This window comes from Streptomyces sp. NPDC002845 (assembly GCF_053591955.1).
In genome coordinates, this window is record NZ_JBSFUU010000065.1 from 1 (window position 1) to 12,817 (window position 12,817).

At 71.8% G+C, this 12,817-nt stretch carries 12 protein-coding genes and 1 pseudogene; 6 read left to right on the plus strand and 7 right to left on the minus strand.

The genetic code is table 11. The features are described from left to right. Positions 1-336: 336 nt before the first annotated feature. Positions 337-1,284, minus strand: coding sequence for an EamA family transporter (locus ACWD3C_RS34905; RefSeq protein WP_451150283.1), 948 nt, complete (start codon positions 1,282-1,284; stop codon positions 337-339). Positions 1,285-1,443: 159 nt separating this feature from the next. Here ACWD3C_RS34905 and ACWD3C_RS34910 point away from each other — a divergent pair, with 159 nt between their 5' ends. Continuing rightward, positions 1,444-2,019, plus strand: a complete 576-nt coding sequence (locus tag ACWD3C_RS34910; RefSeq protein ID WP_451150285.1) for a MarR family winged helix-turn-helix transcriptional regulator — start codon at positions 1,444-1,446, stop codon at positions 2,017-2,019. A 98-nt stretch (positions 2,020-2,117) separates the two neighbouring features. On the opposite strand, the gene ACWD3C_RS34915 is transcribed toward ACWD3C_RS34910, so the two are convergent. Then, on the minus strand, positions 2,118-3,614 hold the full coding sequence (locus ACWD3C_RS34915; protein ID WP_451150287.1) for an FAD-dependent monooxygenase: 1,497 nt from the start codon (positions 3,612-3,614) through the stop codon (positions 2,118-2,120). 148 nt (positions 3,615-3,762) lie between these two features. Between ACWD3C_RS34915 and ACWD3C_RS34920 the strand changes: the two genes are divergently transcribed. Both ACWD3C_RS34920 and ACWD3C_RS34925 read left to right on the plus strand, forming a co-directional pair. Next, complete coding sequence (locus ACWD3C_RS34920) at positions 3,763-4,365, plus strand: TetR/AcrR family transcriptional regulator (RefSeq protein ID WP_451150289.1); 603 nt, start codon at positions 3,763-3,765, stop codon at positions 4,363-4,365. Between the two features lie 753 nt (positions 4,366-5,118). Beyond that, a complete protein-coding gene (locus ACWD3C_RS34925) occupies positions 5,119-5,562 on the plus strand; it encodes a nuclear transport factor 2 family protein (RefSeq protein ID WP_451150291.1) in 444 nt (147 codons plus the stop codon). A gap of 162 nt (positions 5,563-5,724) precedes the next feature. On the opposite strand, the pseudogene ACWD3C_RS34930 reads toward ACWD3C_RS34925, so the two are convergent. The 5 genes and pseudogenes from ACWD3C_RS34930 to ACWD3C_RS34950 all read right to left on the minus strand — a co-directional run. Then, positions 5,725-6,447: pseudogene (locus ACWD3C_RS34930) on the minus strand (transposase); the annotation flags it as partial. A 14-nt stretch (positions 6,448-6,461) separates the two neighbouring features. Then, positions 6,462-6,584 carry a hypothetical protein gene (locus ACWD3C_RS34935; RefSeq protein WP_451150293.1) on the minus strand — a complete coding sequence of 41 codons (123 nt, stop codon included), beginning with the start codon at positions 6,582-6,584 and terminating at the stop codon, positions 6,462-6,464. A gap of 459 nt (positions 6,585-7,043) precedes the next feature. Then, positions 7,044-7,301 carry a hypothetical protein gene (locus ACWD3C_RS34940; protein WP_451150295.1) on the minus strand — a complete coding sequence of 86 codons (258 nt, stop codon included), beginning with the start codon at positions 7,299-7,301 and terminating at the stop codon, positions 7,044-7,046. Between the two features lie 67 nt (positions 7,302-7,368). Next, positions 7,369-9,567, minus strand: a complete 2,199-nt coding sequence (gene malQ / locus ACWD3C_RS34945) for a 4-alpha-glucanotransferase (RefSeq protein WP_451150297.1) — start codon at positions 9,565-9,567, stop codon at positions 7,369-7,371. Continuing rightward, complete coding sequence (locus ACWD3C_RS34950) at positions 9,568-9,798, minus strand: hypothetical protein (RefSeq protein WP_451150299.1); 231 nt, start codon at positions 9,796-9,798, stop codon at positions 9,568-9,570. It abuts the gene before it with no gap. 241 nt (positions 9,799-10,039) lie between these two features. Here ACWD3C_RS34950 and ACWD3C_RS34955 point away from each other — a divergent pair, with 241 nt between their 5' ends. From ACWD3C_RS34955 to ACWD3C_RS34965, 3 genes are read left to right on the plus strand one after another with little or no spacing between them, the layout of a single operon-like run. Beyond that, positions 10,040-10,573 (plus strand): PadR family transcriptional regulator, encoded by a 534-nt coding sequence (locus tag ACWD3C_RS34955; RefSeq protein ID WP_451150301.1) that lies wholly within the window; start codon positions 10,040-10,042, stop codon positions 10,571-10,573. Continuing rightward, complete coding sequence (locus ACWD3C_RS34960; RefSeq protein WP_451150303.1) at positions 10,570-11,280, plus strand: ABC transporter ATP-binding protein; 711 nt, start codon at positions 10,570-10,572, stop codon at positions 11,278-11,280. Before ACWD3C_RS34955 ends, ACWD3C_RS34960 begins: the two co-directional genes overlap by 4 nt. Next, positions 11,277-12,617 carry an ABC transporter permease gene (locus ACWD3C_RS34965; RefSeq protein WP_451150305.1) on the plus strand — a complete coding sequence of 447 codons (1,341 nt, stop codon included), beginning with the start codon at positions 11,277-11,279 and terminating at the stop codon, positions 12,615-12,617. Before ACWD3C_RS34960 ends, ACWD3C_RS34965 begins: the two co-directional genes overlap by 4 nt. The last annotated feature ends 200 nt before the right edge of the window (positions 12,618-12,817 follow it).

Consider the following 12,817-nt stretch of genomic DNA (forward strand, 5'->3'; position numbering starts at 1 on the left):
CCCGACCGGGATACCGTGGCATCCCGGCCCCTCCGAGAGGACTGTACGTACGACCGCCGCACGCGCGTGCTCCGATCGTCCAGCCGCCACCCCAGGCAGTGATCACAGGAACGCACGTTCGTACCATTCCGGTGCCGGACAGCCGTACGGGCGCTCCGCGCCCTGAAACCGGATACGGCGACGCTCCGCGCCGCAGTGCCCGGATGCGATTCTCCCCCGCAAGCGGGAGGTGCCCCCACCCCGGCGTGAACGCCGGGGCATCCTCGCAAGAAACAGGTGAACCGGACATCGTCCGCTCCAAGGTGGACGCGGCGCTGGACGCGGCGGCCGTCGTCGTCACGCTCGGCGGGGTCCATGTGTTGTGGGCGCGGACGTGGTGGCGCAACCGGCGGCGGGCGTCCTGAACGGCTGGGGAGCGAGCCGGGTACGCCGCGGCCGGAGCTGTCCGAGGGCCGTCGCCCCGAACGCGATCGCCATGCCGAGGAGCTGGACCGGCGTGAGCGCCTGGCCGAGCGCCGCCCAGCCGACGACGGCCGCGGTCAGCGGGGAGAGCGGGCCGAGGAAGGTGACCTGGGTCGCGGAGAGCCGACCGATGCCGCGGAACCAGAGCCAGTACGCGACCGCCGTGTTCGCCAGCGCGAGGTAGAGGTAGCCGCCGACCGCCCGCCCGTCCAGCGCGGGCGGCGGCCCCTCGACGAACAGCGCGACCGGGGCGATCAGCAGCCCGCCCGCGGTCAGCTGCCAGCCGGTGAGCGCCAGTGGGCCGACCCCCTCCGGGCGGCCCCACCGCTTGGTGAGCACGGTGCCGGTGGACATGGCGGCGGTGGAGGCGAGGGCGGCGAGCAGGCCTACGGCGTCGAGCGCGCCCGCCGCCTTGAGTACGACGAGGCTGACGCCGAGCGCGGCCGCGATGCCGGTGAGCAGGGTGCGCGGGGTCGGCCGCTCCCCGAGCAGTACGGCCGCCAGCCCCGCCACGAACAGCGGCCCGACCGAGCCGACCACCGCCGCCATACCGCCCGGCATCCGGTACGCGGAGAGGAAGAGCAGCGGGAAGAACGCCCCGATGTTCAGCGCACCCAGCACTGCCGCCTTCCCCCACCAGACACCGCGCGGCAGCGTGCGCGCGAGGGCGAGCAGCAACAGTCCGGCGGGCAGGGCACGCACGAGTCCCGTGAACAGGGGCCGGTCCGCCGGAAGGAACTCGGTGGTCACGGCGTAGGTGGTGCCCCAGGAGACGGGGGCGAGGGCGGTGAGGGCTATGAGGGTGAGGCGGTTCGCGGCCATGGGGCACGCCCTTCGCGACGGCGGGGTCGATGACTGGGGGCGCCCTGCTGGCGCACGCACTGCATGACTAACAGCTTGCTTGAAAGTAGCTTAGCATTAAGCAACTAGCCGTCAAGCAGCTTTCTTGCGGCCGACCGAACGACTGCGGATACTCGTCCCATGACCCCGAGCCCCACGAGCCCGTCGGGCCCTTCGAGCCGTTCGAGCCCGTCGGGCCCTTCGAATCCTTCGAGTCCTTCGAGCCGTCCGAAGGACCCCGTCGACGCGATCATCGAGCAGTGGGCGGTCGTCCGGCCCGACCTCGACACCACCGCGATGGAGGTCTTCGGGCGCGTCTCCCGGCTCTCACGCGCAGTCGGCGACCGGATGGAGAAGGCGTACGCGCGGTTCGGCATCTCACGCGGGGAGTTCGACGTCCTGGCGACCCTGCGCCGCTCGGACGCCCCGTACACCCTCTCGCCCCGCCAACTCTCCGCCACCCTCATGCTCACCACCGGCGGCATGACCGGCCGCCTCGACAAACTGGAACGCGCCGGTCTCCTCCGCCGCTCCCCCGACCCGCACGACCGCCGGGGGCTCCAGGTGACCCTCACGGACGAGGGCCTGCACCTGACCGACGAGGCGGTCGCGGCCGGCCTGGCGGTCCAGACGGAGGCACTCTCCCACCTGACCGAGGAACAGGCCGGCCAACTGGCCGACCTGCTGCGTCGATTGGTGGCGGGGGCGGGGGCGTGAGGGTGGGCGTTTGCCTACGCGGGTGGGCCAACGCGGGTTTGCCTACCCGGGTCGGCCAACACTGGTGGGCCAACACTCGTGGGCCAACGCGGGTTGATCTACGCCCGTCGGCCAACACCCGCAGGCCGGCGCCCGCCCATCACGTCGGCCGTCGCCGCCTCGACGGCCGCGCCGTCCGCGTTCTCCGCGGCCCAGGCCACGTACCCGTCGGGCCGGACCAGCACGCTCGTGCGCCGGTCGCTCGCCCACTGCCCCACGGCGAGGTGGCCCTCGCGGTCGCCGATGCCGTACGTCTCGGAGGTCTCGGGGGTGATGAGCACGAAGCGCCCGCCCCTCAGGGCCTCGTACAGGCGGCCGCCGTCGCGGAGGGCGATGTCCGGGGCCCGGGTGCCGACGAGCTTGTGGGAGCCGCGGGGGGCCGGGTACCGGTACCCGATGCCGGTGAGCTGCCCGGTCATGCGGGTGCGGGCCGGGCGGACGTGGTTGAGGAAGGTGGTGAGAGCGGCGCGGAACGCCAGGGTCCACGGGTACTTGGCCATGGCGAGCCGGACGATGCCGCCGCTGCTGCGAAGGACGGCCCTGCCGACGGGGTGGCGTTCGGCCTGGTAGGTGTCGAGCAGGGCGGGGTCGGCGTGGCCGCCGAGGACCGCGGCGAGCTTCCAGCCGAGGTTGGCCGCGTCCTGGAGGCCGGTGTTCATGCCCTGGCCGCCGGCGGGTGTGTGGACGTGCGCGGCGTCCCCGGCGAGGAAGGCGCGGCCGACCCGGTACACGGGCGCCTGGCGCTCGTCGCTGTGGAAGCGGGACATCCAGCGGGCGTCGCGCATGCCGTAGTCGCGGCCGAGCGCGAGCCGGGTGATCTCCTTGACCTCGTCGAGTTCGAGCGGCTCGCTGTCGGGGACGTCGCGGCCGCGGTGCCAGCCGATGACGCGGTAGTAGCCGTCGCCGAAGGGGGCGATGAAGGCGAAGGCGTCGCCGACGGCGTCGGCCCTCAGCAGCGTCTCGGGCTCCTCGTCGAGCCGCACGTCCGCGAGGACGACGGACCGGATCACCGACTTGCCGGGGAAGGGCAGCCCCATCGCCTCGCGTACGGCGCTGCGGTGCCCGTCGGTGCCGACGACGTACGCGGCGCGCAGTGACTCCTCGCCCCGCGGGCCCCGGACCTCGACGGTCACCGCGTCCGCGCCCTGCCGGACGCCGGTCACCTCGGTCTCGTACGCGAACCGCACGCCCGCCTCGACGGCCCGCCGCTCCAGCACTTTCTCCACCTCGTACTGGGGGATCACGAGCAGGTGGTTGAAGCGGGAGGGGAGCGAGTCGAGCCGTACGGTCAGCCGGGCGAAGAGCCGGATGCGGTCGAGGGGCTGCCCCTTGGCCTCCAGTTCGTCGGCGAGGCCTCGGGCGTCGAGCTGCTCCAGGGTGCGGGCGTGGACGGCGAAGGCGCGGGAGAGGTTGCTGATCTTGTGCGGGCGCTTCTCGACGAGGGTGACCGGGATGCCCACGGTGGCGAGGTCACCGGCCAGCAGCAGGCCGGTAGGGCCGGAGCCGACCACGATGACGTTGCGGAGTGCGGCGGTGGAGTGGGTGGTGCCTTTCATGACGACCTCCTGGGTGCCGGTGCACTTGGTCGGAGCGGGGAAGTGCTCGGTGGCGAGCTGGTCAACATCTGTAGGCCAACGCTCGTTTGCCAACAACATAGGGTGACCCCGCTGGACTGTCAACACATGTTGGCCTACGTTTGTTGGCATGACTGGCACACAACCACCAGCCGCCGCGAAACCGCCCCGCCGCTCCGACGCGACCCGGAGCGCGATCCTCGCCGCGGCACGCGAGCGGTTCGCCGAGGACGGCTACGACCGGGCCACCATCCGCGTGATCGCCAAGGACGCCAAGATCGACCCGTCGATGGTGATGCGCTACTACGGCTCCAAGGAGGGGCTGTTCGCCGCCGTGCTCGACGTCGACCTACGGCTGCCCGATCTGGAAGGGTTCGATCCGCGTGAGGTGGGGCGCGTCCTGGTGACCCACTTCCTCGACCTCTGGGAGCAGAACGAGGTGCTCACCGCGATGCTCCGCGTCGGTGTCACCAACCAGGTCGGCGCCGAGCGCATGCAGGGGATCTTCCGCGACCAGCTCTTCCCGCTCGCCCGACGGGTCTGCCCCGACCCCGAGCAGGCCGCCACCCGCGCCGCACTCAGCGCCTCACAGGTCCTGGGCATGGCCCTCACGCGCTACGTCCTCAGATTCCCGCCCGCCGTCGCACTGACCCCGGAGGAAATCGTGGCCTGGCTGGGCCCGACCCTCCAGCGCTACCTGACGGCGCCCTATCCGGAGCCGTACCCCGCGTGAAGGCCGTGCCCGCGGCGACCGGGCTCCCCGGTCGGAACCGGCCAGGCCCCCTGTAGGGCCTCAATTGGAATGTCCCATTCCGTTGTGGCGACCTGCGCATTCTCGGTACGTCTCATTTGCGGGCCACGGCGTCCTGTCTCACGATCTTGTCCCTGCACCGGTCGTCGAGGAAGCAGCGGACTACACGGATGCAGGACCCCATTTACACCGTGCCGTGGGATCGTCTCCAGGTCCTCCCAAGTGTTGGCCCAAACCGCCACGGCCCCGAACCCAGGGCACCGTGCCGCTCTGCAATAACGATCGGCCCGTGCTGACCGGGCCTCGAAGACGCCAGGCGGCCAGGTCGAAGACAGTGGCCTTGACCTGGCCGCCCAGGTCAAGGCCCTTCCTGATCGGCGAGCTCGAGATAACGGCGATCGCCGCGAAGACGCGAACACCGCCTTGCCCCGGCACCCGCAACACTTTCGACAGGCTGGCACCTTGGTGAACCGGCGGGCGGGAGGCGGAGGCGACCGCGTCGTGCGGGCCGTTCGTGACTTCGTTGGGCAGGGCGGAGCGAGCGAACCTGCGCACGCGCGCAACGTGGTGAATGCGCTCAAGAATTGAGTAGCGCGGCATTGTGGTGTGTCCACAGGCGACCCGACGACGTCAAGATAGCTCTTGGTGACAAGAGCAACAGCGCTGGCCAACGTCATCAGGAGTATGATCATGCAAAGAGTGATGGCATGAATCTTGCGATATGGGAGACGGCCGGTGAGTGAAGTGGCTTTGCAGCGCCTGATTGACGAGTCGGAAGTTCGGGATCTTGTTCAGGCGTATTACCGAGCGCTCGACGAAGCGAATTTCGACGCCCTATCTGCGCTGTGCACCGACGACGTTGTGCTTGAGCTGGGCGGGCAGATTCATCGTGGTCGGCAGGCGATTGTCGACACCGCCAAAAATACTCTGGGGCGCGCCTATGAGGTGACGTATCATCACATTGGGCAGATTTACGTCGACATCGATGGGGACGAGGCAAGGGGCGTGGCCTACGGCGTCGCGTATCACCTCCCGAATGCGGCGGAGCCGATGAAGCACGAGGACGGCGGTGGCAAGCTTCACGTCGCCGCCCGGCGAACCGAGGACGGCTGGCGATTCACGCGGGTCCGTCTCGAGATTGTCTTCGCTCAAGGGGATCCCATGAGCATCCACGTCTAACCTCGATCTTTCGTGATGGGCCGCCGGCTGAGTCGGGGGCCCATTTCGTTGTCGGTGGCCGGGGGCGGGCAGGCCGAGGGCCCGGGTGTCGTCTCGGGCGGACGCCGGGTTCCACTGCTCCGGGTTGGATCCTCTTCTCGTAGGGACAGGCAAGTCCGCTGGTCAGCCGGGGTTCGGCAGGAGTGCGAGCCATTCGAGGGCGTCTGTGATCTCGCGGGTCCAGGGCCAGTGGTGGGCGAGGCGGAGGATGCGGCGCCGGCCGGTGGTGACGAGCTGGCCGGCCGCGGAGAACAGGCGGAACCGCAGACGGCGCGGTTCCCAGAGCCGGGCTCTGCCGGTCAGGGCGAGCATGGGCATCCAGGCCAGCAGGTCGAGAGCAATCTGGACGATCTCCAGCCAGACCCCGTTCTGCGCGGTGTCGTGCAGGGGGAGGTTGCGCATGCCGGTCGAACGTGCGGCCCGGATGCGGTCCTCCGCGCGGGCCCGCAGCCGGTGACGAAGCTCAAGGTCGGCGATCGGCCGGTCGGGGGTGTTGGTGGCGAAGCAGGTGATGCGCATGCCGTCCGCATCCGTGATCCTCAACTGGGCTCCGGGATGCGGCCGTTCCTCGCGGACGATCAGCCGCAGGCACTTCGGCCACCCGATGAGGATGTCGCCGGTGAGCTCGGCGACCCAGGCCCCGTCACGGACTTCGCCGCTGGTCTCGACGGCCGGTGACCAGGCCGATGCGGGGATCTTCAGGACCTGCTGATGGATGGCCTCGGTGATCACCATGCCGACTGAGTAGGACAGCCAGCGTCCGCGCTGGGCGAGCCAGGCCACGAATTCATGGGTGCCGCCGCCGGAGTCGCAGCGGATAAGCGTCCGTCGTCCCCGAAAGGGACATCGGAAATGCGGGCCTACACGTGCGCGAGTGCCAGCAGTTCATCGTCGATGCCGTTGCGCGGCAGCAGGTAGGCGTGGGCGACCTCCATTCCGTCGACCCACGGCCGGCCTTGGAAGCGCGGCGTGAACCTCTCCATCTCGCGATCTCCTCCTTCTCCTGGGCCATCACCGAGCCGGTGATGGCCCGTATATGTACTCGGTCCCGGGTGTCGCCCCACGGAGGGCGGGCGGTCCGGGGCCGAGTCCGGGCCACCCTAACGGTCAACTCCTCTTCAGGGGCGGGGAAGTTGTGGCTCTGCCAGCTGCGTGCGCGCAGTCCACCGTCGTCGCGCTGCGGGGTGAAGGACTCCGGCCCCGGCAGCTGTCCGCGTTCTAGGTGTCCAGTTGAACGAGAGCGGGTGAGAATCCGACGGCTTCAATGCGACAGGACAAGCGCGCGTCTCACCGCGTTGCCCCTTGGGCCGGACAAGGGCCACCGTCAACGAGAAAAGGACACGCGAAACGCGAACCTACACCCCGGCCGGGCAGCGCACACGCCAAGGGCACCCGCCGCGCCGACGTGCGCGGAAGGTGCCCTCAACGGAAAGTACGGAAAGCTACGCCTTCGCCCTGGCCCTTGCCTTCGGCTGCCGGTCCGTCGACCCGTCCAGGAGCATGACCAGGCCGGCGATCACCACGAACAGCCCGATCGGCGCCGCGACGTAGAGGCCCAGCGTCTCGATGACGCTCAGCTTGGGCGCGGGGTCGTCGCCGTCGTCGGGCGTCAGCGCGAGCGCGGGGGACGACATGAGCAGCATCATCAGCGTCGTACCGGCTGCCAGGGTGCCGGCGCGCAGGGCGTTCTTCTTGTCCACGATGCAAACGTAGCGAACCCCCGATCGGCCCGCGCGCCCGGGGTGCCGTACGAACAGAATCGGAGCCTCAGCTTCCACACCCACCGTCCCCGCCACCCCCACCGTCCCCGCCGTCCCCACCATCCTCGCCGTCCCCGCCACGCCCGACACCCTCGCCTCCACCGGCGCTCCCGCCTCCACCGGCGCCCCCACCCCCACGCCCCCGCAGCACATCCACCAGCGCGTGCAGCCGGGGTGAGGCCGCCAGGTCCTCCAGGGTCACCGGGCGGGCGTCGGCGTCGGCGATGGGGAGGCGCCAGTTCGGGTACTGGTCCCAGGTGCCGGGCAGGTTCTGCGGGCGGCGGTCGCCGACGGCGTCGGGGAGCCAGAGGCCGATCATGCGGGCCGGGGTGCGCAGCAGGAAGCGGTGGACCGCCTGGATCTCCTGCTCCTCGGTGACGAACGAGCCCCCGGCCCCCTGGAGCAGCCCCAGCCGGGCCAGCAGCGCCAGCCACTCCCCCACCTCCGCCGCCGCCTCGGCGCGCTCCTCCTCCAACGGGCGGGTCAGCAAGCCGAGCCGGTCGCGGAGTTCGACGTGGTCGCCGGTCAGCCGGGAGCCGGTGGACGGCAGGTCGTGGGTCGTGGCCGTGGCCAAGCAGTCGGCGCGCCAGCGCTCCGGCGGCAACGGCTGCCCGGTCCCCTCCCAGTCCCGCTCGAACCACAGCACCGACGTACCCAGCACTCCACGCCCGTTCAGCACCTCGCGCACCCCCGGCTCGACCGTCCCGAGGTCCTCCCCTATCACCAGGGCCCCGGCCCGCGAGGCCTCCAGCACCAGGATCGCGAGCATCGCCTCGGCGTCGTAGCGGACGTACGTGCCCTCCGTCGGCGGCTGCCCCTGCGGCACCCACCACAGCCGGAAGAGTCCCATGACGTGGTCGATGCGCAGGGCGCCCGCGTACCGGAACAGCGCGCGGAGCAGGCGGCGGTACGGGGCGTAGCCGGACTCGGCCAGCCGGTCCGGGCGCCAGGGCGGGAGCCCCCAGTCCTGGCCGCGGGCGTTGAAGGCGTCCGGGGGCGCCCCCACCGACATGCCCGCCGCGAAGTACTCCTGCTGCGCCCACGCGTCCGCCCCGCCCGGATGCACACCCACCGCCAGGTCGTGCACGAGCCCGACCGGCATCCCGGCGTCGCGCGCGGACCGTTGCGCGGTGGCGAGCTGGGCGTCCGTCAGCCAGGCGAGGCGGCTGTGGAAGTCGACGCGGTCCATCAACTCCCCGCGCGCACGGGCGGTTTCGGGCGAGCGCGGGTCACGCAGTCCGGCGGGCCACGTCTGCCACTCGGAGCCGTACACCTCCGCGAGCGCGCACCAGGTGGCGTGGTCCTCCAGGGCCTCGCCCTGCTCGGCGAGGAAGTCGCAGTACGCGGCCCGCCGCCCGGGCCCGAGGGGCACCTCGCGCACCAGCTCCAGGGCCTCGCGCTTCAGCTCCCACACCGCGTCGCGGTCGATCAACTCGCCCTTGCGGAGCACGGATTCCCGCAGCCGGGACGCCCGCTCCAGCAGCGTACGGACTCGGTCCCGGTCGTCGACGTACGCGAACTCGGGGATGTCCTCGACGCGCAGGTGGACGGGGTCCGGGAAGCGGCGGGAGGAGGGGCGGTACGGGGAGGGGTCGGTGGGGGCGCCGGGTACGGCCGCGTGGAGCGGGTTGACCTGGACGAATCCGGCGCCGAGGGCGCGGCCGGCCCAGGCGGTGAGTTCGGTGAGGTCACCGAGGTCGCCCATGCCCCAACTGCGGTGGGAGAGAAGGGAGTAGAGCTGGACGAGGATTCCGTACGCGCGTCCGGGCGGCGCGGGCAGCCGGGGCGGGGCCACGACGAGGCGGGCGTCGGCGGTGCGGCCGTCGGGGGCGGTGGCGCGCAGCGCGTGGATACCGGGGGGCAAGTGGTCGGCGGCGGAGCGGAGTTCGCCCTGTTCGGTCTCGATGCGCAGGCGGGTGCCGTCCGGGAGCCCGGCCAGTGCGGTGGGCGCCGTGCCGCCCCAGCACACGACGGTCGGCGGCAACAGCCGTTCCCCGAGCTCCTGTTCGCGTGTGGCGAGGGCGGCCCGTACGGCGTCGGGGGTGCTCGCGTCGACGTCCAGGGCCGCAAGGGCCGCGACGACCGCGGCGTCGGAGGCCGCGACCGTGCGGTCCGGGGAGGGGCTGTAGGAAGTGGCGACCCCGTGCAGTGCGGCGAGCCGGGACAGCGGCGACGCGTCCGCGGTGGGATCCGCCGGTGGTGGCATTCAGACTCCCGGGGCGATGTTTCCGACGGTGGGTTCGCTGGTCAGGTGCGCGGTGTCGGCAAGCGGGGGCTCGCTGGTGAGTGGCTCGGCCTCCGGCAGCGGAGGTTCGCTGGTCAGCGGTGGTTCGGCGAAGGTGCTCTCCGCGCTGAAGACGCAGAACTGGGGTTCGGCGGACGGCTCCGCCGGGCGTTTGGAGCGGGCCGGGGTCGGAATGTGTGCCAGTGCGGCCACGGGGGTCTCCTTGTCGTCGTACGGCCTGTGCGGGTCAGGGCAGCCCTACCCAGTGGGCGCCGCCGCAGACGTACGGGGGCGGGCAACGTGGTTTTTCACACACCCCAGCGACGCATACCCCTCCTTCCCCCTCTACTCCTTCTACCCCCTTCTGCCGCCGTCGACCGGCGCGGCCCACCGGAGCGGAGACTTTCGAGGCGACTATTCACTCAGTACATGTACCGAGTACATAATGGCTCGCATGAGCACCCGCCACATTCTGTTGGGGCTGCTCGCCGGAGGGCCGAGCCATGGCTACGACCTGAAGCGACGGCACGACGAACGATTTCCGCAGGCCCGCCCGCTGGCCTACGGACAGGTCTACACGACCCTGCAACGGCTGGTCCGCGACGGGCTCGCGGAGGTCGAGGGGACGGACTCGGACGGTGGTCCGGAGCGGACGATGTACCGCTCGACGAACGACGGCGCGCGTGAGCTGGCCAAGTGGGCCGGGGAGATCGCGCCGCCCGCGCCGTTCGTGACGAACGAGATCTTCGCCAAGGTCGTCGTCTCGATCCTGTCCGGCGGCGACCCGGCCGGCTACCTCCAGGCACAGCGCACCGCACACATGGGGCGAATGCGGGAGCTCACGGCGCTCAAGACCGCGCCCGGCTCCGATCTCGCGACCCTGCTCTCGGCGGACTACGCCCTCAACCATCTCGACGCCGACCTCCGCTGGATGAACACCACCGCGGCCCGGCTCATCACTCTGACCGCGGAGGTCGACGCAGCATGAGCAGCACCGACGGCAACAAGCTGCCGCTTCTCGCGGCCCGGGATCTTGCCAAGGCCCATGGCAGGACACAGGCGCTGCGCGGCGCCTCGGTGGAGCTGGGCGCGGGCGAGATCCTCGCCGTCACGGGGGCGAGTGGCAGCGGCAAGTCCACCTTGCTGCACTGCCTGGCGGGGATCGTACGGCCGGACGAGGGGGCGGTGGTGTACGGCGGCGACCGCCTCGACCAGCTGCCCGAGAAGCGGCTGAGCGAGCTGCGGCGGACCGACTTCGGTGTCGTCTTCCAGTTCGGGCAACTGATCCCGGAGCTGATCGCGCTCGACAACGTGGCGTTGCCGCTGCTGCTCGCGGGGGTCCCGCGAGAGGACGCCCGGGAGCGGGCCGCTGACTGGCTGGAGCGGTTCGGCGTACAGGCGCAGAGGGCGCTGCGGCCGGGCGAGCTGAGCGGCGGCCAGGCGCAGCGGGTGTCGCTGGCGCGGGCCCTGGTGACCGAACCGAAGATCGTCTTCGCGGACGAGCCGACGGGGGCACTGGACTCGCTGGCGAGCGAGCAGGTGATGACGGCGCTGGTGCACACGGCCCGGGAGGCGGGTACGGCGGTGCTGCTGATCACGCATGACGCGCAGGTGGCGGCGTACGCGGACCGTGAGGTGCAGTTGCACGACGGCGCCGTGTCCTCGTCCTCGTCCTCGGCGGAGGTGACCGCGTGAGGTCCGACATCCGGCTGGCATGGCTGCTGATCCGTGGCTCCGACCGGCGCGAGTGGTGGCGGGTGGCGCTCACGGCGCTCGGGGCGGCGCTCGCGACGGGCTTCGCGCTGGCGGCGGTCGCGGTCGCCTCGCTGCGCGGCCACAACGACTCGACCATCGCGAGCGGCCTGCTGAACAACCCCGGAGAGCGCTCCGGAATCGTCCTCACCCTCCTTCTCCTGCTGATCCCCGTGCTCGGCTTCCTCGGCCAGTGCGCCCGCATCGGCGCCGTCCACCGCGACCGGCGGCTGGCCGCGCTACGGCTGGCGGGGGCCGCGGCGGGGCAGGTGCGGCGGATCGCCGCGCTGGAGGCGGGGCTCACGTGCCTGGTGGGCTCGGCGCTGGCCACGCTGTTCTCCGTACTGCTCCTGCTGGGGTTGTGGCCCAACGCGTCGGTCATGACCTGGATCGGCATCGCGCTGGTCGCGGTGACCGTGCCCGTGCTGGGGGCGCTGGTGAGCGCGGTAGCGCTGCGCCGGGTGGTGGCGTCGCCGCTGGGCTGGGTACGGCGGGTGAGGCCGCGCACGGGCGAGGGCCCGGGCTTGGCGTTCCTGGCGGCGGCGCTGGTGCTGCTGATGGCGGGGCTGCTGCTGGTGCCGGGCTGGCGCGACAGCTTCGCCACGGCCCCGCTGACGGTGTTCGCCGTGGTGGTGCTCACCGGCATGGGCGCGGTGTGGCTGACCGGCGCGGCGTCCCGGCTCACCGGCCGGCTGCTCGCGCCGCGCGCGCAGCGCCCGGCGGTGCTGATCGCCGCGGAGCGCCTGCGCGACGACCCGTGGTCGGCGGCCCGTACACACGCGGCGGTTCTCCTGGTGACGGTGGTCGGCACCGGTTTCGTCGGTGTCCGGGAGGCCATGCTCGCCGACCTGAACAGACGCGAGCATCTCGCCGCGGACCTGTCCTTCTACACCACCGGCATCAACCTCGCCGGCGCCGCGATCCTGGTCGCCCTCGCGATCACTCTCTCCGGCCTCGCCGTCGGCACGGCCGAGTCCCTCGCCACCCGCCGCCGAGGGCTGGCCGCCCAGGTCGCCGCCGGGGTGCCGTACGACGTCCTCGGCCGCGCGCTGCTCCTGGAGACCGCCCTGCCGCTGGCTCCCGCCGTGCTGCCGGCCGGCACCGGAGGCATGGTCATCGGCGGCGGTTACGCCGGGCTGGCCGGGGGCGGAGGCTGGCCGTTCCCGTACATGGCGCTGCTGGTCCCGCTGGTGGTCTACGGCGCCTGCCTGCTGGCCGCGGCCACCTCGCTGCCGCTGCTGCGGCGGTCGGTGCGGCCGGCGGAGCTGCGGTACGTGTGACCCACGGGGGCCTGTGGGGGATCGCGGGGCGTTCCGGGAGGCGTGGGGGGCTTTCCGGGGCGCACGTGGTGGGCTCCGGGGCACGCGCAGTGCGGGAGACCAACCGCACACGGCGCGAGCCCAGGGCACGCACCACGGGAGGCCGACCGCACACGGCGGAAAGCCCGGCCGGACACGACAGGCGACCGACCGGACACGGC

Excerpts from the sequence above, each read along its gene's own strand:
- ACWD3C_RS34905 (WP_451150283.1), bottom strand. The coding sequence starts at position 1,284 with ATGGCCGCGAACCGCCTCACCCTCATAGCCCTCACCGCCCTCGCCCCC.
- ACWD3C_RS34910 (WP_451150285.1), top strand. The coding sequence starts at position 1,444 with ATGACCCCGAGCCCCACGAGCCCGTCGGGCCCTTCGAGCCGTTCGAGC.
- ACWD3C_RS34915 (WP_451150287.1), bottom strand. The coding sequence starts at position 3,614 with ATGAAAGGCACCACCCACTCCACCGCCGCACTCCGCAACGTCATCGTG.
- ACWD3C_RS34920 (WP_451150289.1), top strand. The coding sequence starts at position 3,763 with ATGACTGGCACACAACCACCAGCCGCCGCGAAACCGCCCCGCCGCTCC.
- ACWD3C_RS34935 (WP_451150293.1), bottom strand. The coding sequence starts at position 6,584 with ATGGAGAGGTTCACGCCGCGCTTCCAAGGCCGGCCGTGGGTCGACGGA.
- malQ (WP_451150297.1), bottom strand. The coding sequence starts at position 9,567 with ATGCCACCACCGGCGGATCCCACCGCGGACGCGTCGCCGCTGTCCCGG.
- ACWD3C_RS34955 (WP_451150301.1), top strand. The coding sequence starts at position 10,040 with ATGAGCACCCGCCACATTCTGTTGGGGCTGCTCGCCGGAGGGCCGAGC.
- ACWD3C_RS34960 (WP_451150303.1), top strand. The coding sequence starts at position 10,570 with ATGAGCAGCACCGACGGCAACAAGCTGCCGCTTCTCGCGGCCCGGGAT.